The organism is Cellulomonas endometrii (assembly GCF_949769265.1).
Taxonomy (GTDB): domain Bacteria; phylum Actinomycetota; class Actinomycetes; order Actinomycetales; family Cellulomonadaceae; genus Cellulomonas; species Cellulomonas endometrii.
This window is the reverse complement of record NZ_CATKPC010000017.1, coordinates 59,241-82,946: the sequence shown is the minus strand read 5'-3', so window position 1 is coordinate 82,946 and position 23,706 is coordinate 59,241. Positions and strand designations below refer to the sequence as shown.

The 23,706-nt window shown below is 76.3% G+C and carries 26 protein-coding genes; 9 read left to right on the top strand and 17 right to left on the bottom strand.

Annotated features, from left to right (window positions below; all coding sequences use genetic code 11):
- Nucleotides 1-62: 62 nt before the first annotated feature.
- From QNH85_RS16185 to QNH85_RS16160, 6 genes are all read right to left on the bottom strand, one after another.
- Nucleotides 63-995 (bottom strand): carbohydrate ABC transporter permease, encoded by a 933-nt coding sequence (locus QNH85_RS16185; protein ID WP_282948062.1) that lies wholly within the window; start codon nt 993-995, stop codon nt 63-65.
- A 1-nt stretch (nt 996) separates the two neighbouring features.
- Nucleotides 997-2,388, bottom strand: coding sequence for an ABC transporter substrate-binding protein (locus tag QNH85_RS16180; RefSeq protein WP_282948060.1), 1,392 nt, complete (start codon nt 2,386-2,388; stop codon nt 997-999).
- Between the two features lie 48 nt (nt 2,389-2,436).
- Complete coding sequence (locus tag QNH85_RS16175) at nt 2,437-4,083, bottom strand: glycoside hydrolase family 13 protein (RefSeq protein ID WP_282948058.1); 1,647 nt, start codon at nt 4,081-4,083, stop codon at nt 2,437-2,439.
- A 347-nt stretch (nt 4,084-4,430) separates the two neighbouring features.
- Entirely contained in the window at nt 4,431-5,441 is a 1,011-nt protein-coding gene (locus tag QNH85_RS16170) for a LacI family DNA-binding transcriptional regulator (RefSeq protein WP_282948056.1), read from the bottom strand.
- A 46-nt stretch (nt 5,442-5,487) separates the two neighbouring features.
- Entirely contained in the window at nt 5,488-5,994 is a 507-nt protein-coding gene (locus tag QNH85_RS16165) for a flavodoxin domain-containing protein (RefSeq protein ID WP_282948055.1), read from the bottom strand.
- A gap of 182 nt (nt 5,995-6,176) precedes the next feature.
- Nucleotides 6,177-6,698, bottom strand: coding sequence for a MarR family winged helix-turn-helix transcriptional regulator (locus QNH85_RS16160; RefSeq protein WP_282948053.1), 522 nt, complete (start codon nt 6,696-6,698; stop codon nt 6,177-6,179).
- A 137-nt stretch (nt 6,699-6,835) separates the two neighbouring features.
- Between QNH85_RS16160 and QNH85_RS16155 the strand changes: the two genes are divergently transcribed.
- Genes QNH85_RS16155 through QNH85_RS16145 form a run of 3 tightly spaced genes read left to right on the top strand, consistent with a single transcriptional unit; the run spans nt 6,836 to nt 8,468 of the window.
- Nucleotides 6,836-7,399, top strand: a complete 564-nt coding sequence (locus QNH85_RS16155) for an NYN domain-containing protein (protein WP_213282859.1) — start codon at nt 6,836-6,838, stop codon at nt 7,397-7,399.
- A gap of 5 nt (nt 7,400-7,404) precedes the next feature.
- The gene (locus tag QNH85_RS16150; protein ID WP_282948050.1) at nt 7,405-7,980 is read left to right on the top strand and encodes a DUF1697 domain-containing protein; all 576 of its coding nucleotides are present in this window, start codon (nt 7,405-7,407) and stop codon (nt 7,978-7,980) included.
- A 41-nt stretch (nt 7,981-8,021) separates the two neighbouring features.
- Nucleotides 8,022-8,468, top strand: coding sequence for an HIT family protein (locus tag QNH85_RS16145; protein WP_282948048.1), 447 nt, complete (start codon nt 8,022-8,024; stop codon nt 8,466-8,468).
- Nucleotides 8,469-8,567: 99 nt separating this feature from the next.
- Here the strand turns inward: QNH85_RS16145 and QNH85_RS16140 are convergent, their stop codons facing one another.
- Nucleotides 8,568-9,419 (bottom strand): SDR family NAD(P)-dependent oxidoreductase, encoded by an 852-nt coding sequence (locus QNH85_RS16140; protein ID WP_282948046.1) that lies wholly within the window; start codon nt 9,417-9,419, stop codon nt 8,568-8,570.
- A 137-nt stretch (nt 9,420-9,556) separates the two neighbouring features.
- Between QNH85_RS16140 and nhaA the strand changes: the two genes are divergently transcribed.
- On the top strand, nt 9,557-10,942 hold the full coding sequence (gene nhaA / locus QNH85_RS16135) for a Na+/H+ antiporter NhaA (RefSeq protein WP_282948045.1): 1,386 nt from the start codon (nt 9,557-9,559) through the stop codon (nt 10,940-10,942).
- 88 nt (nt 10,943-11,030) lie between these two features.
- On the opposite strand, the gene QNH85_RS16130 is transcribed toward nhaA, so the two are convergent.
- The 4 genes from QNH85_RS16130 to QNH85_RS16115 are packed head-to-tail and all read right to left on the bottom strand — an operon-like array spanning nt 11,031 to nt 13,307.
- Nucleotides 11,031-11,537: a DsbA family protein gene (locus QNH85_RS16130; RefSeq protein ID WP_282948043.1), complete on the bottom strand. Its 507-nt coding sequence runs from the start codon at nt 11,535-11,537 to the stop codon at nt 11,031-11,033.
- A gap of 17 nt (nt 11,538-11,554) precedes the next feature.
- Nucleotides 11,555-12,586: an NAD-dependent epimerase/dehydratase family protein gene (locus tag QNH85_RS16125; RefSeq protein WP_282948041.1), complete on the bottom strand. Its 1,032-nt coding sequence runs from the start codon at nt 12,584-12,586 to the stop codon at nt 11,555-11,557.
- Complete coding sequence (locus QNH85_RS16120) at nt 12,583-13,113, bottom strand: hypothetical protein (RefSeq protein ID WP_282948039.1); 531 nt, start codon at nt 13,111-13,113, stop codon at nt 12,583-12,585. The genes QNH85_RS16125 and QNH85_RS16120 overlap by 4 nt, the downstream gene beginning before the upstream one ends.
- A complete protein-coding gene (locus QNH85_RS16115) occupies nt 13,110-13,307 on the bottom strand; it encodes a hypothetical protein (protein ID WP_213282851.1) in 198 nt (65 codons plus the stop codon). Before QNH85_RS16115 ends, QNH85_RS16120 begins: the two co-directional genes overlap by 4 nt.
- 136 nt (nt 13,308-13,443) lie before the next feature.
- Here QNH85_RS16115 and mqo point away from each other — a divergent pair, with 136 nt between their 5' ends.
- Nucleotides 13,444-15,120, top strand: a complete 1,677-nt coding sequence (gene mqo, locus QNH85_RS16110; protein ID WP_282948037.1) for a malate dehydrogenase (quinone) — start codon at nt 13,444-13,446, stop codon at nt 15,118-15,120.
- Nucleotides 15,121-15,147: 27 nt separating this feature from the next.
- Complete coding sequence (locus tag QNH85_RS16105) at nt 15,148-15,753, top strand: flavodoxin family protein (protein WP_282948035.1); 606 nt, start codon at nt 15,148-15,150, stop codon at nt 15,751-15,753.
- 185 nt (nt 15,754-15,938) lie between these two features.
- Here the strand turns inward: QNH85_RS16105 and QNH85_RS16100 are convergent, their stop codons facing one another.
- The gene (locus QNH85_RS16100; protein WP_282948072.1) at nt 15,939-16,958 is read right to left on the bottom strand and encodes a zinc-dependent alcohol dehydrogenase; all 1,020 of its coding nucleotides are present in this window, start codon (nt 16,956-16,958) and stop codon (nt 15,939-15,941) included.
- 138 nt (nt 16,959-17,096) lie between these two features.
- Between QNH85_RS16100 and QNH85_RS16095 the strand changes: the two genes are divergently transcribed.
- Both QNH85_RS16095 and QNH85_RS16090 read left to right on the top strand, forming a co-directional pair.
- Nucleotides 17,097-17,819, top strand: a complete 723-nt coding sequence (locus QNH85_RS16095) for a histidine phosphatase family protein (RefSeq protein ID WP_282948033.1) — start codon at nt 17,097-17,099, stop codon at nt 17,817-17,819.
- Nucleotides 17,812-18,678 (top strand): NAD(P)H-hydrate dehydratase, encoded by an 867-nt coding sequence (locus tag QNH85_RS16090; RefSeq protein WP_282948031.1) that lies wholly within the window; start codon nt 17,812-17,814, stop codon nt 18,676-18,678. The genes QNH85_RS16095 and QNH85_RS16090 overlap by 8 nt, the downstream gene beginning before the upstream one ends.
- A gap of 27 nt (nt 18,679-18,705) precedes the next feature.
- Here the strand turns inward: QNH85_RS16090 and QNH85_RS16085 are convergent, their stop codons facing one another.
- The 3 genes from QNH85_RS16085 to QNH85_RS16075 are packed head-to-tail and all read right to left on the bottom strand — an operon-like array spanning nt 18,706 to nt 21,027.
- Nucleotides 18,706-19,959, bottom strand: coding sequence for a CU044_5270 family protein (locus tag QNH85_RS16085; RefSeq protein WP_282948029.1), 1,254 nt, complete (start codon nt 19,957-19,959; stop codon nt 18,706-18,708).
- Complete coding sequence (locus tag QNH85_RS16080; RefSeq protein ID WP_282948027.1) at nt 19,956-20,594, bottom strand: sigma-70 family RNA polymerase sigma factor; 639 nt, start codon at nt 20,592-20,594, stop codon at nt 19,956-19,958. The genes QNH85_RS16085 and QNH85_RS16080 overlap by 4 nt, the downstream gene beginning before the upstream one ends.
- Nucleotides 20,595-20,613: 19 nt before the next feature.
- Nucleotides 20,614-21,027: a peptidase inhibitor family I36 protein gene (locus QNH85_RS16075; protein WP_282948025.1), complete on the bottom strand. Its 414-nt coding sequence runs from the start codon at nt 21,025-21,027 to the stop codon at nt 20,614-20,616.
- A 97-nt stretch (nt 21,028-21,124) separates the two neighbouring features.
- On the opposite strand from QNH85_RS16075, the gene QNH85_RS16070 reads away from it, so the two are divergent.
- Nucleotides 21,125-21,619, top strand: coding sequence for an NUDIX hydrolase (locus QNH85_RS16070; RefSeq protein WP_282948023.1), 495 nt, complete (start codon nt 21,125-21,127; stop codon nt 21,617-21,619).
- Nucleotides 21,620-21,659: 40 nt separating this feature from the next.
- Here QNH85_RS16070 and QNH85_RS16065 read toward each other — a convergent pair whose 3' ends face one another.
- Complete coding sequence (locus QNH85_RS16065) at nt 21,660-23,018, bottom strand: ATP-binding protein (protein WP_282948021.1); 1,359 nt, start codon at nt 23,016-23,018, stop codon at nt 21,660-21,662.
- Complete coding sequence (locus QNH85_RS16060) at nt 23,015-23,668, bottom strand: response regulator transcription factor (protein WP_282948019.1); 654 nt, start codon at nt 23,666-23,668, stop codon at nt 23,015-23,017. The genes QNH85_RS16065 and QNH85_RS16060 overlap by 4 nt, the downstream gene beginning before the upstream one ends.
- Nucleotides 23,669-23,706: the final 38 nt, after the last annotated feature.

The following is a 23,706-nucleotide window of genomic DNA, read 5'->3' as shown; positions in this document are numbered from 1 at the left end:
GAGCCTCGGCGGCGACTACGGGGCGACCACCGCGGCGGGGGCGGCGGGCGTCGTCGAGGTCGTCATGACGTGCTCCAGGACCGGGTGAGTCGGAAGTACGCGACGGACAGCACCGCGAGCACGACGGCGAGCATGAGGCTGAGCGCGGTGGCCGCCCCGTAGTCGCCGCCGAGGCTCTGCCCGAACGCGTAGCGGTAGACGAGCAGCAGCACCGTGATCGTCGCGTTCGCCGGGCCGCCGTCGGTGAACAGGTACGGCTCCAGGAACACCTGCGCGGTCCCGATGATCTGCAGGATGAAGGTGATGAGCAGGACACCGCGCAGCTGCGGCATCGTCACGTGCCAGACCTTGCGCCAGACCGACGCCCCGTCGACCTCGGCCGCGTCGTACAGCTCGCCGGGGACCGACGTCAGCGCGGCCAGGTAGATGATGATCGTGCCGCCCGCGCCGGCCCACGTGGCCTCCAGGACGAGCGACGGCATCGCCCAGCCCGCGTCCTGCAGCCACGGCACCGGGCCGGCACCGACCCAGCCGAGCATCGTGTTGAACACGCCCTCGGGGCGCGCGTCGAAGAAGAACTTCCACAGCAGCACCGCCACCACCGGCGGCACGACGACCGGCAGGTAGGCCAGCGCGCTGAACAGCCCCTTCCCGCGCCGGACCTCGCTCATCAGCACGGCCGCGAGCAGCGGGACCGGGTAGCCGATGAGCAGCGCGAGCACCGCGAACCACAGCGTGTTCCGCACCGCGGTGCCCAGCAGCGGGTCGGCGAGGACGTTCCGGAAGTTGTCCAGCCCGACCCACGCCGTGGTGACCAGGTTCGTCTCCTGCAGGCTCATGAGCACCGCGCGGCCGATCGGCAGCCAGGAGAACAGCCCGAACACCAGGAGCAGCGGCAGCGCGAAGACCAGCGTGCTCAGCCCCCCGCGGCGGACCCAGGTGACCGGGGTCCGCCGCGGGCGGCGCGCACGAGCGACGGCGGGCAGGGACGCCACGTCAGCCCGCGTTCTTGTCGAGGACCGCCTGCACCTGCGCGTCCGCCTGCTCCAGCAGCGCGTCGATGTCGGCGCCCTCGTCGGTCAGGACCGCCTGGACCACCGTGTCCAGCGCGCCGTACAGCTCCTGCGTGGAGCCGGCGGGCTCGGGGACGAGCGGCTGGTCGAAGATGACGTCGGTGAAGCCGGTCATCTGGTCCAGCGGCACGTTGATGAGGTCGGCGATCCACTCCTGCGACTGCTCGTACTGCTCCTGGGAGAAGATCGGCAGCACCGGCGTCCCGACCGGCTGGTCGGAGGCCACGAGCGTCTCCGCGTCCTGCACGGCGGCCTGCTCGTCGGTGAGCTTGCGCAGGTAGTAGAAGTCGATCCACTTCACCGCGGCGTCCTTGACCTCCTCGTCGGCGGACGTGCTGACCGCCGCGAGCGTCCCGCCGCCGAGCACGCCGGCGTCGTCGCCCTCGAGCGGCACGGCGGTCAGGCCGTAGTCGTCGGGGTTGATGGCGTTGGTCTGCACGAGCGAGGTGTAGACGTCGGAGCCCGACGTGAACATGCCCACCTGACCCGCCGCGAACGCCTGGTTGATGCTGGTCCAGTCGAGCAGGAAGTTCGCGCCCATCGAGCCGTCCTCCCACCGGAGGTCGTGCAGGTACTCGAGGGCCGCCTTCGTGCCGTCGTTGTCGAGCGTCGCCGTGTAGGTGCCGTCGTCGTTGGCCTCCTGCACCCGCCCGCCGCGCGCGTAGGTCGCCACGGTCAGCTGCCAGCCGCCCGTGTTGTCCTGCGTCATCGTGGCGTAGCCCGCCTGGCCCGTGGCGTCGGCGATGGCCTTCGCGTCGGCGCGGACCTCGTCCCAGGTGGTCGGCGGGTCGTCCGGGTCGAGCCCCGCCTGGGCGAACAGGGTGCGGTTGTAGTGCAGGCCGATGCCGTAGACCGACTTGGCGGGGATCGCGTACACCTTGCCGTCCGCGCCGGTCCCGGCGTCGAGGACGTTCGGGTTGAAGTCCCCGGCGTAGGGCAGCTCCTGGAACTGCGCGTCGATGTCGGCCAGCTGGCCGTTCTCGATGAGCGTCTTGCCGTCGGTGAACGGGATCTCGAAGACGTCCGGCAGGGTCCCGCCGGCGAGCTGGGCGGCGAACGTCGTCGCCTTCCACTCGTACTCCTCCGGCTGGACGTCGATGTCCGGGTTCGCCGCCTCGAACTGGGCCACCTGCTCGTCGAAGGCGTCGAACGCCTCCTGCTCCGAGCCGGGCAGCAGGGAGACGACGCGCAGGACCGTCTTGCCGCCCGTGCCCTCCCCGTCGCCGGCGTCGTCGGAGCCGCTGCTGCACGCGGCCAGCAGGGTGAAGGACAGCGCGCCGGACAGGGCGATCGCCGTCGTGCGTGAGGACCTCATCGTCACTCCTCGGTGTCGGGTGGTGCGGGTGGGTGTGGGCTGGTGCGGTCAGGGGGTGCCGGCGGCGCGGAGCCAGGCCGCGGCGTCCGGGGGCAGGCGGCCGCCGTCGAGCGGGTGGCTGGCCAGCAGCACGCCGGCGTGCGCGGGGAGCGCGACGGGCTCGGCGGTCAGGTTGACGACGCACAGCACGTCGCCGCGGGCGAGGGCGAGGACGCCCGCCGGCGCGTCGAGCCAGCGCAGGTCGCCGTCGCCGAGCCCGGGCTCCGCGCGCCGCAGCGCCAGCGCCCGCCGGTACAGCGTGAGCATCGACGCCGGGTCGTCCGCCTGCGCCTGGGCGGTGCGGGCGGCCCAGTCGTCGGGCTGCGGGAGCCACGGCGTCACGCCGTGCGGGGCGAACCCGAACGGCGGCCGGTCGCCCGACCACGGCAGCGGGACGCGGCAGCCGTCGCGCCCGGGGTCGACGCCGCCGGACCGCGCGTGCATCGGGTCCTGCACCACCTCCGGCGGCAGGTCCTCGACCTCCGGGAGCCCCAGCTCGTCGCCCTGGTAGAGGTACAGCGACCCGGGCAGCGCGGCGGTGAGCAGCGCCGCGGCGCGGGCCCGCCGCGTCCCGAGCTCCAGGTCGGTCGGCACGCCGGCCCGCTTGGTGGCGAACGCGAACGACGAGTCCGCGCGGCCGTACCGGGTCACGGGGCGCGTGACGTCGTGGTTCGACAGCACCCAGGTGGCGGGCGCTCCCACCTCGCGGTGCGCGGACAGGGTCCGGTCGATCGACGCCCGCAGCGCCGCGGCGTCCCAGGGCTGCGCCATGAAGTCGAAGTTGAACGCGGTGTGCATCTCGTCCGGGCGCAGGTAGGCGGCGAACCGGTCGGCGTCCTCCAGCCACACCTCCCCGACCAGCACGCGCGTCCCGGCGTAGGAGTCCGCGACCTTGCGCCACGCGCGGTACACGTCGTGCAGCTCGTCCCGGTCCACGTGCGGGTGCGCCCCGGGGGCGACGGCCGCGCCGGGCTCCGGCAGCTCCGGCAGGGCCGGGTCCTTCACCAGCAGCGCCGCGGAGTCGATGCGGATGCCCGCCACGCCCCGGTCGAACCAGAACCGCAGGACGTCCTCGTGCTCCGCCCACACGTCGGGGTGCGTCCAGTTCAGGTCCGGCTGCTCCGGGGCGAACAGGTGCAGGTACCACTCCCCCGGCGTGCCGTCCGGGTCGGTCGTGCGCGTCCACGTCGACCCGCCGAAGCTCGACACCCAGTGCGTCGGGATGCCGGAGCCGTCCGGCCCGGTGCCCGGGTGGAACCAGAACCGCGACCGCTCCGGCGACCCCGGGCCCGCCGCGAGCGCCGCCCGGAACCACGGGTGCTGGTCCGAGACGTGGTTCGGCACCACGTCGACGACCGTGCGGATGCCGAGCTCGAGCGCCTCGGCGATCAGGGCCTCCGCCTCGGCCAGCGTGCCGAACGCGGGGTCGATCGCGCGGTAGTCGGCGACGTCGTAGCCGCCGTCCGCCAGCGGCGACGCGTACCAGGGCGTGAACCACAGCGCGTCGACGCCCAGGTCCCGCAGGTACGGCAGCCGGCTCCGCACGCCCGCGAGGTCCCCGGTCCCGTCGCCGTCACCGTCCGCGAACGAGCGGACGTAGACCTCGTAGATGACGGCGTCGCGCCACCACGTGGGGTCGGTCGGGGGGTGCACCACGGCGTGCCTCGTCCTTCGTCGGCCGCGCTGTCGCGACGGCTGCCCGGTCCGCGGTCGGCGATGACCGCGTAGCAGGGACACTAAATCCGACGACTGCTTTCGCGCAAGAACCCGACAGGACCGTTACCGAAACGCGACCCACGCACCCCGACGCGAGGCGAGGGCCGAGGCGAGGCGAAGGTCGGGGCGACAGCCGAGGCCGAGAGGGAGCTCGAGGTCGTCACACGCGCACGAGGTCGTCAGTCCCGCGGGACGACCTCGTGCAGGACTGACGACCTCGGCGGCCGGAGGGGCGCGCGGCCCCGCGGGTCAGGCGGCGGGCGCGGCGACGGGGGCGCCCCCGCGGGTCAGGCGGCGGGGGCGGGGGCGGTGCTGCCGCGGACGACGAGCTCCGGCTCGAAGAGCAGCTCGTCGGTGGACACCGGGTGCCCGCCGATCAGCCCGACCAGCAGGTCGATCGCGGCGCGGCCCATCGGCTCGATCGGCTGCCGGACGGTGGTCAGCGGGGGCTCCGTGCAGTTCATGAACAGGGAGTCGTCGTACCCGACCACGGACACGTCCTCGGGCACCCGCTTCCCGGCGCGACGGGCGGCGCGGATCGCCCCGAGCGCCAGGGGGTCGCTGGCGCACACCAGCCCGGTCACGCCCTGCCGCAGCAGCCGGGTGGCGGCGGCCTGGCCGCTCTCCAGCGAGTACGCGCTGCGCACCACGACGTCGTCGTCCAGGGTGAGGCCGAGCCGGGCCGCGGCGGCCCGGGCGGCGTGCAGCTTGCGCTCCGACGGCACGTGGTCGACCGGCCCGAGCACGAGGCCGATGCGGGTGTGCCCGAGGGACGCGAGGTGCCCGACGGCCTGCTCCACCGCGACCTCGTCGTCGCAGGACACGCGGGGGAACGGCAGCTCCTCGATGGAGGCGTTGATCAGCACGACCGGCAGGCCCCGGTCGGCGAGCAGGGCGTAGTGCTCGTGGTCGGCGCCGCGCTGCGCGAAGTTCCCGCCGGCGAACACGATCCCGGAGACCTGCTGGGCGAGCAGCAGGTCGACGTAGTCGGCCTCGGACACGCCGCCCGCGGTCTGGGTGCAGAGCACCGGCGTGTAGCCCTGCTGCGCCAGCGCGCCGCCGACCACCTCCGCGAACGCGGGGAAGATCGGGTTCTGCAGCTCGGGGAGCACCAGGCCCACCAGGCGCGCGCGCTCGCCGCGGAGCTTCGTCGGGCGCTCGTAGCCGAGCACGTCGAGGGCGGTGAGCACCGCCTGCCGCGTCTGCTCCGAGACGCCCGGTCGCCCGTTGAGCACGCGGCTCACCGTGGCCTCGGAGACCCCGACCTTCTGCGCCACCTCGGCGAGTCGACCCGACATGGCCGCAACTCTACGACTCCGGCTTGCAAGCGGCTTGCAGGGCGCGTCAGGCGCTGGCGCGGGCCGGCGTCCGCAGCCGCTCGGCGATCTGCCGGCCCCAGGCCTCGACGGCCGCGAAGTCCCGGTGGTCGCCCTCCTTGGCGCGCGCGCCGGCGATGAGCGCCCGCTCCGCGAACGCGAGCTCGCTGCGCAGCAGCCGGCCCGCGAACGCCCGGTGCCCGATCGCGCCGACGTCCCGCATGAGCGCCCGCAGCTCGTGCGGGCTGTTCGCCGACGCGGCGGGCTGCGTGGCCAGCCCGGACGAGAACACCCAGACGTCCCGCTCGCGGAGCCCGTCGGCGAACCGGACGGCGAACTCGCGCGCCGCCGGGAGCCAGTGCGCCGTGTACACCGCGGAGCCGAGCACGACGGCGTCGTACCCGGCGAGGTCCGTCACCTCGTCCGGCGCGGCCTCCGCCACGGTGTGCCCGTCGGCGCGCAGCACCGCGGCGATCGCGGAGCCGATCTCCGCCGTGGCACCGTGGCGGGACGCCACCGTCACCAAGATCTGCATCGCTCTGCCCTCCTGCGGCTGGAAGATCGGCGGCGCCCGGACCCCCTGCCCGGGCCGGCACCGCCTTCACCATGGTGTGCGCCGGCGGCCCCGAAGTCGTGGGCCGGAGGTCCCTCCGGTCGCGCCGGGCGGCCCGGACGGCCCCGGACCAGCGGCGACGGCGCCCCCGCGTGTGACGCGCGTCATGCCTCGCGGGGGTCGCGTTCCAGGTCGGGGATGCCCGCCTGGCCCGCGCGCAGCGCGCCGGCGACGTCGGTGAGCCGGGCCAGCTGCTCGGCGTCGAGCGCCCCGCCGACGTAGTGCGCGATCGCCTGCACGTGCCGCCGGCCGACCTCCCGCTGCAGCGCCGCGCCGGCGGGGGTCAGGGCCACGACCACGCCGCGGCCGTCACCCGCGGCGGGCGCCCGGCGGACCCACCCGGCGTCCTCGAGCCGCTCGACCATCCGGCTGAGGCTCGGCTGGCTGAGCAGGCTCGACTCGGCCAGGTCCCGCAGGCGCAGGCCCGCGGGGGCGCCCGACAGCGTGAACAGGACGTCGTACTCCCGCAGGCTCACGCGGTCCCAGATCGGGTCGCGCTGCAGCCGCCGCATGATCGCGACCTGCGCGCGGAACAGCTCCTCCCACGCGACGGCGGCCGCTCGTGCGTCCGCGCGCGCGCCGTCGTGCGCCGCGTCCCGGGCCCCGGGGTGCTCCTGCGTCGTCATCGTCGTCCCGTCCTGTTCATGCGTTCGCATACACCCTGACCCAACCCTGCCCGGGTCGCGGGTGTTCCGCGCGCGCGCCCGGTCCCGCCGGGCCGTCCCGCCCCGGCGCGGGGGCCCCTCGGCGTACGCTGGCCCGCATGCAGAACGACGGGGTCCGGTCGACGTACGTGCTGGTCGACGGCGAGAACATCGACGCGACCCTCGGCTCGTCGATCCTCAACGGCCGCCCGACGCCGGAGCAGCGGCCCCGGTGGGAGCGCGTGCTCGAGTTCGCGCACCGCACGTGGGGGCAGCAGCCGAAGGGCCTGTTCTTCCTCAACGCCACCAGCGGCACGCTGCCGATGTCGTTCGTCCAGGCGCTGCTGGCGATCGGGTACCAGCCCATCCCGCTGGCGGGCGAGGGCAAGGTCGTCGACATCGGCATCAAGCGCACCCTCGCGGCGCTGGCCGACCGGCCGGGCGACGTGCTGCTCGCGTCGCACGACGGCGACTTCGCCCCGGAGATCGAGGCGCTGCTCGGCGGCGACCGCCGCGTCGGGCTGCTCGCGTTCCGGGAGTTCACCAGCACCGCGCTGTCGCACCTCGCCGAGCGGGGGCTCGAGGCGTTCGACCTGGAGTCGGACGTCAAGGCGTTCAACGTCACGCTGCCGCGGCTGCGGATCATCCCGCTCGACGAGTTCGACCCGCTGCGCTACCTCTGACGCCGATGGCCGGACCCGAGCCCGACGCCGTCCCGCCGGGCGAGCGCGTGCTCGTGCTCGTGCGGGCGGTCAACGTCGGCGGCGCGTCCGCGCTGCCGATGGCGGACCTGCGCGCCGCCGCGTCCGGGCTCGGGCACGGGGACGTCGCCACGCACCTCGCGACCGGCAACCTGCTGCTGACGCCCGCGCCCGGCTCCCCCGCGACCGTCGCCGGCCTCGCGGAGCGCCTGGCCGCGGACCTGACCCGGGAGCTCGGACGGCCGCTCGCGCTCACCGTCCGGTCGCGGGCGCAGCTGGACGACGTCGTCGCCGCGAACCCGTACCCCGACGCCGCGCGGGACGACCCCGCGCACCTCGTCGTGCTGTTCTTCGACGGGCCGGCGCCCGACGGGGAGGTGGACCTGTCCCGGTACGGCCGCGAGCGCGGGACGTGGCGCGGGTCGCAGGGCTACGTGCACTACCCGGACGGCATCGGCCGGTCGAAGGTCACGGCCGCCGTCCTCGACCGCCTCGCGGGCCGCACCGGCACGGGACGGAACTGGCGCACGGTCCTGGCGCTGCAGGCGAAGCTCGCGGGCTGACCCCGCGTCCACGCGCGTGCCCGCGTGGGTACGGTGGCCGCATGGCGACCCTGTTCACCCGCATCATCGACGGCGAGATCCCCGGGCGGTTCGTCTGGGCCGACGAGCACGCCGTCGCCTTCGGCACCATCGCGCCGATCACCGACGGCCACGTCCTGGTCGTCCCCCGCGCCGAGGTGCCCCGGTTCACCGACGCGGACGACGACCTGCTCGCGCACCTGGTGGTCGTCGCCAAGACGATCGGCCGGGCGCAGGAGGTCGCGTGGGACGCCCCGCGCGCGGCGCTGGTCGTGGCCGGGTTCGAGGTCCCGCACCTGCACCTGCACGTCCTGCCGGCCTGGGGCGAGGGCGAGCTGAGCTTCGCGAACGCCCGCCACGACGTGCCGGCCGAGGCCCTCGACGCCGCGGCGGAGCGGCTGCGCGACGCCCTGCGCACGGCCGGCCACGCCGCCCACGTCCCGCGCAGCCTGGCGTCCCCGGCGCTCTGACGCCCCGGCACCGGGGTCGGGTGGACCGTTCGAGCGGACACGCCGTCGGCGTGCCGGTCGGAACGTTCCACCCGAGGGTTCCACCCCGGGGGCCGCCGGTCAGGCGACCGGGTCGTCCTCGCCGTACGGGGCCAGGCGGAGGGTCCGCGCGTCGGTGGCCAGGATCCGGTCCGTCACCGCCGCGAGCGACTCCTCCGTGTCCGTCCCGGCCCGCACGAACCGCCCGGACAGCGCGTCGAGCCGCCCGGAGCCGAACGCGTCCACCAGCTCGACCGTCGCCTCCACCGGGGTCCACTCGCTGCGGTCGTCGTGCAGCGGCATCCCCTGGGTCATGTCGGTGACGACGACCCCGGGCGCGACGTCCAGCACCCGCACGCCGCGGTCGGCGTACTGCCGGTCGAGCATCGTGGTCAGCCGGGCGAGCGCACCCTTGCTGATGCCGTACCCGGTGTAGACGCCCGAGGGCCGGTGCCCGGAGCCCGAGTTGATGTTGACGACGTGGCCCGTCCCCCGCGCCAGCATGCCGGGGAGCACCGCGTGGGTGACCAGCAGCGGGCCGCGCACGTTGACCTCGACGACCCGCCACACGTCCTCGGGGTCGTCCTGCGCCAGGTCCACCTCGCGGCGCTCGATGACGCCCGCGTTGTTCACGAGCAGCCCGAGCCCGCCGCGCTCGGCGAACGCCGCCTCGACCCGGCCGACGACGGCATCGACGGCGGCCCGGTCGACGACGTCCGCCGGCTCGACGACCACCAGCGCGTCCGGCCGGGCGGCGCGGGCCTCGGCGGCGACGGCCTCCAGGTGCTCGCGGGTGCGGCCCACCAGCGCGACGTCCCAGCCGGCGCGCACGAGCCCGAGCGCGATGCCGCGCCCGATGCCGCGCCCGGCCCCGGTGACGAGGGCGGTGCGGGGGCCGGGGTCGAGGGGCGTGCGGGCATGCGGCGTCGTCATCACCCCATCGTCGCGCATCGGCGCCGGCCCGGCCGCCGCGCCCGTTCGACGCCACTCGGCATACTGACGCCACGGGGGACGTTCGGGCGACGGGGCCACGCCGCCCCGCCCACCGATCGTCAACGAGGGAGCCGCCCGTGGCCACGGACGCCGCCGATCCGACCCGCGCCCTGCCGGGACCGCCCCTGCGGGTGCGGTTCCCGTCCGTCAGCCCGTCCGTCCGGGACTTCCTGGCGACCGAGGCCGGCAGCGCCGTGTTCCTGCTCGCCGCCACGGTGCTCGCGCTGGTGTGGGCGAACTCCCCCTGGTCGGGCTCGTACGACGCGCTGTGGTCGATGTCCGCGGGGTTCCACCTCGGTTCCTTCGGGCTGGACCTCGACCTGCACCACTGGGTGAACGACGCGGCCATGGCGGTGTTCTTCTGCGTCGTGGGCCTGGAGATCAACCGCGAGGTGACCAGCGGCGAGCTCCGTGACCGGCGGACGATCGCCGTCCCGGCCCTGGGCGCGCTGGGCGGCCTGGCCGTCCCCGCGGTCATCTACCTCGCCTTCAACGCCGGCACCGAGGCGGCGCACGGCTGGGGCGTCGTCATGTCGACCGACACGGCGTTCCTGGTCGGCATCCTGGCGCTGTTCGGCCCCGCGTGCCCCGACCGGCTGCGGCTGTTCCTGCTGACGCTGGCGATCGTCGACGACATCGGCGCGATCACGGTGATGGCCGTGTTCTACAACGACGGCGTCGACCCGGTCGCGCTGGGCGTGGCGGGAGGGCTGGTCGTCGCGATGCTGGCCCTGCGGTGGCTCGGGGTGTGGCGGCTGACCCCGTACGCGCTGGTCGGCATCGCGCTGTGGTTCGCGGTGAACGCCTCGGGGGTGCACGCGACGCTCGCGGGCGTGCTCGTCGGGCTGCTGCTGCCGTCCCGGGCGATGTCCCGCGACCACGTCGAGCGGGTGCCGGAGTGGGCCAGCGGCCTCGTCGCCGACACGACCGCGGACCGGGAGCACCTCACCGAGCTGGCCGCCCGCGCGGCCGTCCCCACCAGCGAGCGGCTGCAGCGCGTGCTGCACCCCTGGTCCGCGTTCGTCGTGGTGCCGGTGTTCGGGCTGGCGAACGCGGGCGTGCGGCTGGACTCCGAGGCCCTGCGCGCGGCGGCGACCTCGCCCGTGACGATCGGCGTGGCGGTCGCGCTGGTGCTCGGCAACACGATCGGGATCACCGGCGCCGCGACCCTCGCGATCCGGACGGGGCTCGGCCGGCTGCCCGGGCGCGTGCGGTGGGGACACCTGGTCGGCGGCGCCGTGCTCGCGGGCATCGGGTTCACCATCTCGCTGTTCATCGCGGAGCTGGCGTTCGAGGGCGCGCTGCGCGAGCAGGCGAAGATCGGCATCCTCGCCGGGTCGCTGGTGGCGGCGGTGCTCGGCACGGTCCTGCTGCGGATCCTCGGCGACAAGCTGCCGCTGTGCTCCCCCGACGACGACCCGCCGCCGGGGCTCCCGCCGCGCCCGTGGGTCGCGGGGTCCTGACCGGCCCGCGCCGGTCAGCGGCCCGTCAGCGCGCGGCCGCGGCCCGTCAGCGCGCGGCCGCGGCCCGTCAGCGCGCGGCCGCGGCCCGTCAGCGCGCGGCTGCGGCCAGGGCCACGGCCTCGCGGAGCGCGGGCAGCTCGACCGGCCCCCGGTACCGCTCGCCCTGCACGAGCAGGGTGGGCGTGCCCCGGATGCCGAGCCCGAGGCCACCGACGTAGTCCGCCTCGACCCGGTCCGCGAACCGCTGCGCGCCCGGCCCGGCCGCCGCCTCGGGGTCGACGCCCAGGCGCGCGGCCGCCGCGCGCAGGTCCGGCTCGGTCAGGCGGTCCTGCTGGGCGAACAGGGCGCGCTGCATCTGCCAGAACAGGCCCCGCTCCGCGGCGGCCTCGGCCGCGAGCGCCGCGATCAGCGCGTGCGGGTGCAGCTGGAACAGCGGGAAGTGCCGCCACACCAGGCGCACGCCCCCGCCCGACTCCTCGACGAGGGTGCGCAGCACCGGCTCCGCGGAGCGGCAGTACGGGCACTCGAGGTCCCCGTACTCGGTGATCGTGACGGGGGCGGCGGGGTCGCCGAGGACGAGGCGGTCGTCGGACATGCCCCCAGCATCCCCGATCAGCGCGGGCGCATGGGCGGGCTCGCCGTGCCGGCGCCGCGCACGATGCCCGTGAGGAGCTGCCGCATCGCCTCGACGCCCGTGTACCGCGGCCGGAAGCCGATCTCCCGCTCCGCCCGGCCGGTGTCCATGACGGGCACGGACGCGGCGAGGTCGAACCACCCGGGGCCGATCGGCGCCAGGCGCGCGTGCCACGCGGCGGCCAGCGCGGCGCGGACCGGTCCGTGCGGCACCTCGCGCCACTTCCCCTCGGACAGCGACGCGGCGACGTCGCCGGCCCGGATGACGCCCGGCCCGGCGACGTTGTACGCCCCGGGCGCCTGCCGCACGATCGTCTGCCGGAAGGCCTCGGCCAGGTCGTCGGCGTGGACCGCCTGGACGCGCACCCCGGCGGGCCACGGCAGCACCGGCAGGTTCCCGTCGAGCAGCCCCGCCGGCACGAAGGGACCGAGGAAGTACCGCTTGATCTCGTGCCCCGCGGCGTGCTGGAAGACCAACGCGGGCCGCAGCCGGGCGATCGTCAGCGTCGGGTACCGCAGCTCGGCCTCGTCCAGCAGGCGCTCGACGGCGACCTTGTCGACGCTGTAGTCGGACGTGCGGACGCCGCCGGTGTCCCAGTCCTCGTCGCGGGGCTCGTCGGAGTACGACGGCGAGTAGGCGCCGATGGACGACGCGACCACGAGGTGCGGCACGCGCGCCCGGACGACGGCGGCCAGGACGCGCCGCATCCCGTCGACGTTCACGCGGCGCAGCTGGTCGCGGTCGTGGCTCGGCTGGATCAGCCAGGCGAGGTTGACGACGGCGTCCGCGCCGCCGACCACCCGGGTCAGGCGCTCGACGACCGGATCGTCCGGGCCGCGCGCGCCGATGTCGACCGCGTGCCAGTCGACCGCGTCGTACGGGGCGGGCGGCGGACCCTGCGGGGCCCGGCGGACGACGCCGACGACGGAGGTGACGATGTCGTCGCCGCGCAGCCGGCGCAGCAGGGCGGTGCCGACGTTGCCGCTGGCACCGATGACGACGACCCTCACGGCCGGTCCCGCTCGGTCCCCGGCTGCCCGGGCTCCGCGTCCCGCGCGAACGCCTGCTCGCGCGCGACCGCGCCGAGCCGGGTCAGCGTCGCGATCTGGCCGTCGGCCTGGTCCAGCAGCCGGCGGACCCGCTCGCGGTCCAGGCCGAGCTCGTCGGCCCAGACGTCGAGCGTCTCCCACAGGCCGCGCTTGGCGGTGACCGCGCCGCGCATGACGTCGAGCTCGATGACGGCCGACAGCGGCGACGGGCTCGACAGCCGCCCGTTCGGCTTCAGCCGCCCGACCCGCTCCGTGACGGCGATGCCCACGCGCTTGAGCACGCTGGGGCTCACGTCGAGCCGGTACGCCGTCTCCCGGAGCCACTCGCGCTCGTCGGTCACCTCGTCGGCGATCCGGCGCAGCGCGGGGCCCAGCGGCGTGTCGGCGTACGCCTCGGCCATGCGCCCGAACCGCGCGCTGCCGCCCGTGGCCCCGGCGAGGTGGTCGCCGAGGTACGTCTGGAGCAGCGCGCGGTCGAGCTGCCTCACGGGGTGTCGGCGCCGCCGCCGTCCGCGCCCTCGGCACGAGGGTTCAGGTTGGCCGCCTCGGCGTCGGTGTCCGCGTCCGTGTCGGCGTCGCCGCCGTCGGCCTGCTCACCCGTGCGCGGGTTGAGCATCGCGGGGTCGGAGTCCGGGTCCTCGGCGGGGTCGTAGCCCTTGCTGGTGGTGTCGTCGGTGCTCATGGGCCCACGGTGGCACCGTCGCGGTCGCCTCGCACGCCGGAGGGGCGTCCGGATCACGACGGAGGACCTACCTCCCTGGTGTCCGCCCGCCGGGGATGGTGCGCGACCGCCCCGCCGCGCTGGTTACCATCGAACGGTGTCCTCAAACGGTGAGCCGGTCGACGTCGTCCTGGTCGGTGGCGGCATCATGTCCGCCACTCTCGCAACGCTGCTGTCGGAGCTCGAGCCGTCCTGGCGGATCGAGATCGTCGAGCGGCTGGACGGCATCGCCCTGGAGAGCACCGACGCCTGGAACAACGCCGGCACCGGCCACGCCGCGCTCTGCGAGCTGAACTACACGCCGGAGCGCGCGGACGGCTCGATCGACATCGCCAAGGCCGTGACGATCAACGAGCAGTTCGCCCTGTCCCGCGAGCTGTGGGACCACCTGCGCGACCAGGGCCGGCTGCCCGACGACCGGTTCCTGTCCCCCGTGCCGCACGTGACGTTCGTCCGCGGCGCCGCGGACGTCGACTACCTGCGGCGCCGGCACGCCGCGCTGACGGCGCACCCCCGGTTCGCCCACCTCGAGTTCACGGACGACCCCGCGACCATCGCGCGGTGGGCCCCGCTGGTGATGGCGGGCCGCGACCCCGACGAGCCCGTCGCCGCCACCCGCGCCGACGACGGCACGGACGTCGACTACGGCGCCCTGACGCGGCACCTCGTGGACGACCTGGTGGCGCGCGGCGCCACCGTCCGGTTGCAGCACGAGGTCCGCCGGGTCCGCCGCCGCCGGGACGGCTCGTGGCGGCTGCACCTGGTCGACCGGTCGTGGAACGCCAGCCCGAAGCGGTCGACCCTCGACGCGCGGTTCGTGTTCATCGGCGCGGGCGGCGGCGCGCTGCGGCTGCTGCAGGCCTCCGGCATCGACGAGATCAAGGGGTACGCCGGCTTCCCGATCAGCGGGCAGTTCCTGCGCACCACCGACCCGGACGTCGTCGCCCAGCACCGCGCGAAGGTCTACGGCAAGGCGGCCGTCGGGTCCCCGCCGATGTCCGTGCCGCACCTCGACACCCGCGTGGTCGGCGGCACCCCGGCCGTGATGTTCGGCCCGTACGCCGGCTGGAGCATGAAGTTCCTCAAGCAGGGCTCGTGGCTGGACCTGCTGCGCACGGTCCGCCCGGGCAACGTCGTGCCGATGCTCGCCGTCGGCCTGCACAACCTGGACCTGCTGAAGTACCTCATCGGCGAGGTGCTCGCGACGCGGGAGGCCCGCCTGCGGACCCTGCGGGGCTTCATGCCGTCCGCGCGGTCCCGCGGGTGGGAGCTCATCACCGCCGGGCAGCGCGTCCAGGTGATCAAGCGGGGCGCGGGCGGGGGCGTCCTGGAGTTCGGCACCGAGCTGGTCACCGCCGCCGACGGCTCGATCGCCGGCCTGCTGGGGGCCTCCCCCGGCGCGTCCACCGCCGCGGCGGCCATGCTGGACCTGCTCCAGCGGTGCTTCCCGGCGCGCTTCGACGGCTGGCAGCCGCGCCTGGAGCGGATGATGCCGGGCCTCGCCGCCACCGCCGGGGCCGCACCCGCCGGGACCGCGACCGGCCCGAGCGGCCCCGCGGTGGACGCCGACGGGCCCGACGCGGACCCGGACCTGTCGACCTCGGACCCCGCGACCCCCGGCGCGGCGACCGCGGACCTCCCGGCCCCGGACCCCGCGAGCGCGACCGAGGACCGGCGGCACGACGAGACCGCGCCGGTCGCCGCCGACCCCGCGCCGGTGCGCCGGCCGCGGCGCCCCGTCCCCCCGCGCCGCCGGGACACCCCGGTCGCCTGATCCCCGCGGCTGCGGCACGGTGGGTCCATGAGAGCCGTGGTCCTGAACTGCACGCTGAAGCCGTCGCCGGAGCCGTCGAACACGGGCGCGCTGGCGCAGGTCGTCGTCGAGGCCCTGGAGGGTCACGGGGTCGACGTGCGGACCGTCCGCCTCGCCGACCACCACCTCCCGCCGGGCGTCGAGTCCGACCTGGGCGAGGGCGACGAGTGGCCGGCGGTCCGGGCGGAGATCCTGCGCTCGGAGATCCTGGTGCTCGCGACCCCCACCTGGGTGGGCCACCCGTCGTCGTACGCGCAGCGGGCGCTGGAGCGGCTGGACGCGATGATCTCCGAGACCGACGACGACGGGCGGCCGGTCGCCTACAACCGCGTCGCGGGCGTCGTCGTCACGGGGAACGAGGACGGCGCGCACCACGTGATCTCGGAGATCGCCGGCGGGCTGGCCGACATCGGCTTCACCATCGCCCCGCAGGCCTGGACCTACTGGAACCGGGGCCCCGGGCCGGGGCCGAGCTACTCGGAGACCGACGAGGGCCACGAGTGGAGCCACGCGACGGGACGCGCGATGGCGCAGAACCTGGTCGGGGTGGCACGCGCGCTGGCCGCCGCCCCGCTGGGCCCGCCCGCGAGCTGACGACACGGGCGGCCCGGCCGAGCCGCCCCCTGCGGGCTCGGACGGGCCACCCCACGCCGTCGGGTCCCTCCACCGTCCGCCGTGTCATCCGTGTAGTTCGCAGGGAGCGCCCGTTCGTCACACCGGGACGGTGTGACCCGTGTCACAGCGAGTCACACCGCCCCGGACCCGCCCGTCACAGCGGGTCACAGCCCGAGGTCGAGGACCACCCGTCCGTCGATCGTGCCGGTCTCCATGCGGGTGAACACGTCGTTCACGGCGTCCAGCGGGCGCAGCTCGTACTTCGTGCGGACCGCACCGCGGGCGAAGAAGTCGATCGCCTCGATCATGTCCAGGCGGGTCCCGACGATCGACCCGCGCACGGTCAGGCCCCGCAGCACCGTGTCGAAGATCGACAGCGGGAACGTCCCCGGCGGCAGCCCGACCAACGAGACCGTGCCGCCGCGGCGCAGCATCGACAGCGCCTGCGGGAACGTCGACTCGCTCACGGCCGTCACCAGCGCCGCGTGCGCGCCGCCCACCAGGTCGTGCACCGCCTCGCCCGGGTCGCCGTCGCGGTAGTTCACCACCAGCTCGGCGCCGTACTCGAGCGCCGACGCGCGCTTCGACTCGGACCCCGTCACCGCGATGACGCGGTAGCCCATCGCGGCGGCGTACTGGATCGCCATGTGGCCGAGCCCGCCGATCCCCGACACCACCACCCAGTCGCCCGGCTTGGCGCCCGCGACCTTCAGGCCCTTGTAGACGGTCACGCCCGCGCACAGCACCGCGGTGACGCCGGCGGTGTCGACACCCGCGGGGATCCGCGGCGCGTACCGGGCGTCGACCAGCATGTACTCGGCGAACGAGCCGTCCACCGAGTAGCCGGAGTTCTGCTGCGCCGTGCACAGGGTCTCCCAGCCGCGCAGGCAGTCGACGCAGGTGCCGCAGGCGGTGGCGAGCCAGGCGTTGCCCAGGAGGTCACCCTCCCGGACGCCGCGGACCTCCGCACCGACGGCGACCACGGTGCCCGCGCCCTCGTGACCCGGCACGAACGGCGGGACCGGCCGGACGGGCCAGTCGCCCCGCGCGGCGTGCAGGTCCGTGTGGCAGACGCCGGAGTAGTCGACCTTGACCAGGGCCTCGTGCGGGCCCGGCACCGGAACCGGCCGCTCCTCGACCACCAGGGGGGCACCGAGGTCGCGCACGACCGCGGCCTTCATCATCTCGGGCACGGCTGATCTCCTTCGATCTTTGTGAACGCTGTCACAATCACGGTAGCGACAGAGCGGCCGCCGGCCCGGGACCTCGGGCCCACCGCCGCTGCGGATGCGCGGGCTCCGGCGTGCTGCGACGGTGAGGGCATGACCAGCACACTCGTCCTCGTCCGGCACGGGGAGAGCGAGGGGAACGTCGCCGCCACCCGCGCCGAGCGCGCCGGGGCCGAGTCGGTCGGCATCACCACCCGCGACGCCGACACCCCGCTGTCCGCCACGGGCGAGGAGCAGGCCCGGGCGCTCGGCGCGCACCTCGCGACCCTCCCCGCCGATCAGGCTCCCCAGGCGCTGTGGTGCTCGCCGTACGTCCGGGCCCGGCGCACCGCGGAGCTGGCGGTCGAGAAGGCCGGCCTCGACCTGCGGCCGGTGGTCGACGAGCGGCTGCGGGACCGCGAGCTCGGCATCCTCGACGGCTGGACGAGCCACGGCGTCGACGCCCGGTTCCCGCAGGAGGCGACCCGCCGCGACCACCTCGGCAAGATGTACTACCGCCCGCCCGGCGGCGAGTCCTGGGCCGACGTCGCGCTGCGGCTGCGCTCGCTGGTCGGGGACCTCGCGCGCCGCGAGCAGGACCGCCGGGTGCTCGTCGTGTGCCACGACGCGGTCATCTGGCTGCTGCGGTACGTGTGCGAGGGCCTCACCGAGGACGAGCTGATGGCCCAGGTCGCGGAGCGCAGCGTGCGGAACGCGTCGCTCACCGTGCTGACCGGCGGCCCCGACCGGTGGACCGCGGAGCAGTTCGACGAGGTGGCCCACCTGGACCACCGGGACTCCGCCGTCACCGAGCACCCGGGCCAGGGCGATGACTGACGCGCCGGCCCTCACCCCCGCGCTCCTGCGCGGCTGGCCGCTGCCGGCGCGCGACGGCGACAAGGACGCGCGCGGCGCGGTGCTCGTGGTGGGCGGCGCGCGCCGCACGCCGGGCGCCGCGGCGCTCGCCGGCCTGACCGCGCTCCGGATCGGCGCGGGGCGGCTCACGCTCGCCGTCGCGGAGTCGGTGGCGACCGCGCTGGCCGTGGCGACGCCCGAGGCGGGGGTGCTGGGGCTCCCCGAGTCCGGCGACGGCTCCCCCACCGGCAGCCCCGGCCCGCACCTGGCCGAGGAGCTGGACCGCGCCCAGGCCGTCGTCGTCGGACCGGGGCTGGACGAGCCGGAGGGCTCGGCGGCGCTGGTGCGGGTCGTGCTCGACGCGCTCGCCGGCTCGGACGCCGCCGTGCTGCTCGACGCGTTCGCGCTGGGGGTGCTCCCGGGGCTCGACGGCGACGTGACGCTGCCCGAGGGCCGCGCCGTGCTGACGCCGAACCTCGCGGAGGCGGCCCGCCTGCTCGGGGTCGACGACGTGGCGGCCGCCGACGCCGCCGCCAGGGTCGCCGACCGGTGGGGCGCCGTCGTCACCTGCGCCGGCACCGTGGCGCACCCGGACGGACGTCGCTGGGTGTCCGCCACCGGCTACGCGGGGCTCGGCACGTCCGGGAGCGGCGACGTGCTCGCGGGGGCGGTCGCGGGGCTCCTCGCGGGCGGGTGCTCCCCGGAGCAGGCGGCGTGCTGGGGCACCGCGGTGCACGGCAGCGCCGGGGACCGGCTCGCCGCGCGGGTCGGGCCGCTCGGCTACCTCGCGCGGGAGCTCGCGGACGAGGTCCCGGCGCTCCTCGTCGAGCTGCAGGCCTGACGGGGTCCTCGCGAGCGACCTCGGCCGTCAGCCGCGGCCGGGGCCGCCCACCTCGGCCACCCAGTCGGACGCGAGCGTGTACCGGAACAGGGTGACGGTCGGCTCGGTGATCTCCAGCAGCGGGGAGGACAGCGTGACCTCCTCGCGGCCGGACAGCCGGCCGGTCGCGGGGTCGACGAGCAGCACCCGCACCGTGGGGGCCGGGTCGGACGCCGGCGCCGGCACGGAGACGGCCACCGTGCGCTTCCCGAGCCGGTCGGTGACCTCCCCCGCGAGCGTCACGCCCGGCTCCTCGGCCAGCACCGTCCAGACCGCCGACTCCAGCGCGGACGGCAGCACGTACCGGTCGGCCAGGTCCGTGACCGCCAGGTAGACGCACCAGGCGCCCGACGCCGGGTCCCCGTCGGGCCCGCAGCCGACACCCGCCAGCGGCTCCAGCAGCTCCGCCCGCAGCGCCGTCGGGTCGAGCGGCAGGTCCCGCACCGCGTCGGGGTCCATCTGCCCGGCGGGGAGCCGGTCCACGACGGCGTCCTCCGGCGCGGTGCCGGGCGCCCCCAGGCGGCCGTCCGCCTCCAGGTGGGCGCCGCGCCACTCGGCCATGGTCCAGGACCCGTCCTCGCCGATCCACGACTCCACCACCGTCGGGTCGATGGTCGTGGTGCTCCCGCTCGCGCCGTCGTCGGTGCTGGACAGCAGCCAGCTCTGCGACAGGGAGTGCTGCACGGGCCCGGCGGGCTCCGGGTCGTCCTGCTCCGCCGCCGCGGCCGCCAGGTCCAGCAGGGTGTCCCGCGCCGGCTCGCCCGCCCCGGCCGCCAGCTCCTCGGGGTCCAGGGGGTAGGCGAGCATCGGCGGCGAGCCGAGCGCGACCGCCGGGGCGGGGTCCTGCCCCGGGAGGACGCTCAGGCCGACGGCCACGGCCGCGGCGGCTGCGGCGAACCCCCCCGCCGCCCGCCACCAGCGCCGCGCGCGCCGGGGCCGGAGCTCCACGACGTCGCCGCCGGGGGCGGGGGCGTCCGGCGGGAGCGGCGCGTCCGGCTGGAGCGGCGCGTCCGACGGGAGCATCCCGTCCTGCGGGACCGTGCCGTCCGGCGCGCCGTCGCGCGGGACCGCCACGATCCGCGCGATGGCGGCGGCGACCGCTGCCTCGTCCGGCTGCGGGTCGCCGGCGGTGCCGGGCTCGAGCCCGTGGGCGGCGAGGGCGGCACGGAGCGCCGCGACCTCGTCGAGGGCGGCGCGGTCGTCGGCGGCACGGTGCTGGTCGGCGGTGCGGTCGTCGGTCATCGGCGTCTCCTCTCCGGGTTCGTGGCGGTGACCGGCGTGGCGCCCCGGTCGGGGTCGTGGGTGCGGGACGGCCGCTCCGACGGCGAGGCGCCCTCGCCGTCGAGCAGGGCCGCCAGCCTGGCCCGTGCGCGGGACAGGCGCGAGGTCAGCGCGGTCGTCGAGCAGCCGAGCACCGCGGCGGCCTCGGCGGGGGCGAGCCCCGCCCAGACGGTCAGCGCCATCGCCTCGCTCTCGGCGGGCGGGAGCTGCGCGAGCAGCCGGCGGGCGCGGTCCGCCGCGGCGAGGGCGTCGGCGGGGTCCACGGCGGCGGGGCGGGTCGGCTCCATCGCGGCGACCCGGCCGACGACGTGCGCGGCGCGGCCGTGCTGCTCACGCACGTGCAGGATCTTGTGCCGGGCGACCGTGAACACCCAGGGGCGCAGCTGCTCCGGGGCGGACGGCGCGTCGGCCCACCGGCGCCACAGGACCAGGAAGGTCTCGGAGACCACGTCCTCGGCCAGGTCGTCGGGGACCTGCCGGCGGGCGTACCCGCGGACCTGGGGCGCGAGGAGACGGTAGGCAGCGGCGAACGCCGCAGCGGCGTCGTCCACCACCGCGCCGGCCGGTTCAGCCCCCTCGTCGCCGCCCGTCCCCACGTCACCTTCAGATCGTCCGCTAGCACGTCGTCGCTGTCATCGTACGGATCGAGGAGCTGCCGACCGACGTCGACGCCGTCTGCGCGCCCGCGTCCCAGCACGTCATGGAGCCGGTGCCGCCCGGCCCGCTGTAGACGCGGACGTCCACGGAGGTGCGGTTCCAGACGGAGCGCGCGACGCTCACCGGGGACTCCGCCCACCCGACCGGGGCGGTGGACCAGAAGGCGCCGGAGTAACCCGTGCCGGACCACACGCAGAACGCGCCGACCGCGCACTGCCCCATGCTCAGGCGGGTGGGGACGTCCTCGTCGGCCGCCTGGGCCGGGGCCGCGACGGCGGACAGCGTCAGCGCGAGGGCGGCGGCGGCGAGGCCCGTGCGGGCGCGGGAGGCGCGGGAGCTGCGGCGGGGGCGTCGGTCCAGGGCGGTGTCCACACCCCTGCATCCGCCCGGCGGCCCGCCCGGTCACGCGGCCGGGCATGAGATGCGTCACACCGTCCCCGCCCGGCGCGCCCGTGGCAGAGTCGGCCCGGTGACCCAGCGCTACTCCCCCGCCGACCACGCGGGGCACCGCACTCTCCTCGTCGCCGCCGCGTACGTCGTGCTCCTCCGCCCCGGCGGGGACGGCGACGAGGTGCTGCTGCAGCTGCGCCGGGGCACCGGATACCGGGACGGGCACTGGGCGACCCTGGCCGGGCACGTCGACCCCGGGGAGTCGGTGCACGAGGCGGCGGTCCGGGAGGCGCACGAGGAGGCCGGCATCACCCTCGACCCGGCCGACCTGCAGCCGCTGACGACCCTGCACCGGTTCGAGCGCGGCGGGCCGCCGGTAGAGCAGCGCTGCGACGTGTTCTTCGTCGCGCGCGCGTGGCGCGGGGAGCCCGCGGTGCGGGAGGCGCACACGGCCGAGGCGATGCGCTGGTTCCCGCTGCGCGACCTGCCCGAGCCCGTGGTCCCGCACGAGGCGCTGGTGCTGGCCGGCGTGCGGGACGGCGGGCTCCCGGCCGTGGTGTCGCTGCCGTCCTGACGGGCCGGCCGACCCAACCGACCCGGCCCGGCCCACGACCTCAGCGCGGCAGCCGGAGCTCCGCGCGCAGCCCCGACGGCTCGGCGTCGGTGAGCACCACGTCGCCGCCGTGCTCCCGGGCGACCTCCCGCGCGATGGCCAGCCCGAGCCCGCTGCCGCCGCTCGTGCCCCGGGCCCGCGCGTCGTCCAGGCGCACGAACCGCTCGAACGCCCGCTCGCGGTCGGGCTCCGGAACGCCCGGTCCGTCGTCCGCGACCGCGACGCTCCCGTCCCGGACGTCGACGACCACCCGCCCGGCCGCGTGCCGCAGGGCGTTGTCGCTCAGGTTCCGCACCACGCGCCCGAGCGCGACCGCGTCCCCGCGCGCCCGCCCGGCGCCGCGGACGTCGACCGTCACGTCGGCCCGCCCGGCGGCGGCGGCCGCGAGCGCGACCGCGTCCCGCGCGACCGCGCCCAGGTCCACCGGCTCCGACGGCACCGGCCGCGAGCCCAGCCGCGCCAGCAGGAGCAGGTCGTCCACCAGCGCCTGCATGCGCCGGACCTCGGCCGACAGGTCGTCGACCAGCTCGGCCCGCTCGTACACGGCGGGGTGGGTGCGCGCCACGTCGAGCGTCGCGGCGAGGGCGGCGACCGGGGTCCGCAGCTCGTGCGCGGCGTCGGCGACGAACGCGCGCTGCCGGACCGCGGCGACCTCCAGCCGGTCGAGCATCTCGTTGAGCGTCCGTGCGAGCGCCCCGATCTCGTCGTCCGCCCCCGACTCCGGCAGCGACCCGGGGCCGCCGGCGCGGGCGACCTGCGCCGCGGCGGAGCGCAGCCGCTCGACCGGGCGCAGCGCGCGGCCCAGCGCCACCCAGATCGCCACCGCGAGCAGCGCGGTCAGCGCGGGGACCACGCCCACGAGCGACAGCCGCAGCGCCCGCACCAGCCCCTCGACCTCGGTGAGCGGCAGCGTGGCCACCACGACCGCGCCGTCCCCGCCGGCGGGCACCAGCACCGCCGCGCGGGCGGCGTCGTCGTAGCCGGAGCCCTGCGTGCCCACCACCAGCGGCTCGGTCGCGCCCGCCGCGCGCTCCGCGAGCACCGCCACCTCGTCCGGCGGCAGCACGGGCAGCGTGCGGCTGGCCGTCGGCGACGTCGCGACCACCCGGCCCTCGGGGTCGAGGACCTGGACGATCTCGCCCGGCTCCGCCACCGGGAGCGCGTCGGGCAGCTGGTCGCTCGTCACCAGGCCCGCCACCGTGAGCGCGCGGCCGCGGACCACGTCGTCGACCGCGGCGACCCGGCTGCGGGACAGCACGGTGCTCAGCACGACCGCGCCGACGACCAGCGCCACGCAGAGCAGCCCGGCGGTGAGCACCGTGAGCCGCACCCGCAGCGACCACCGGGCCGGCGGCCTCACCCCGCGACCCGGTAGCCGGCGCCGCGCACGGTCAGCACGGCGTCCCGGCCGAGCTTGCGCCGCAGGTAGCCGACGTAGACCTCGACGACGTTGCCGTCCTCCCCGGGGCCGTCCCACACGTGGTCGCGCAGCTCGACCTTGCCGACGACGCGGTCCGCGTGCCGCATGAGGTACTCGAGCAGGGCGAGCTCGCGGGCGGTGAGGTCGACCGGCTGCCCCGCCCGCGTCACGGTCCGCGCGGCGGGGTCCAGCACGAGGTCGCCGGCCGTCAGCACCGGGGCGCGGACCTGCGCGGGGCGGCGCAGCAGGGCGCGGATCCGGGCGACGAGCACCACGAACGAGAACGGCTTGGTGAGGTAGTCGTCGGCGCCGACGTCGAGGCCGTCGGCGACGTCGTGCTCGCCGTCCTTCGCGCTCAGCATGAGCACCGGCGTGGTGACGCCGGCCGCGCGCAGGCCCGTGACGACGTCGTAGCCGTTGCGCCGCGGCAGCATGACGTCCAGGACGATCGCGTCGTACTCGCGGTCGACCCCCAGCTCCAGGCCCGTGACGCCGTCGTAGGCGACGTCGACGGCGAACCCCTCGGCCGTGAGCCCCTTGCGCAGGGCGCTGACCAGCCCGCGCTCGTCGTCCACCACCAGCACCCGCACCCCCGCAGCATCCCACCGCGGCGACGCACGCGGCCCGC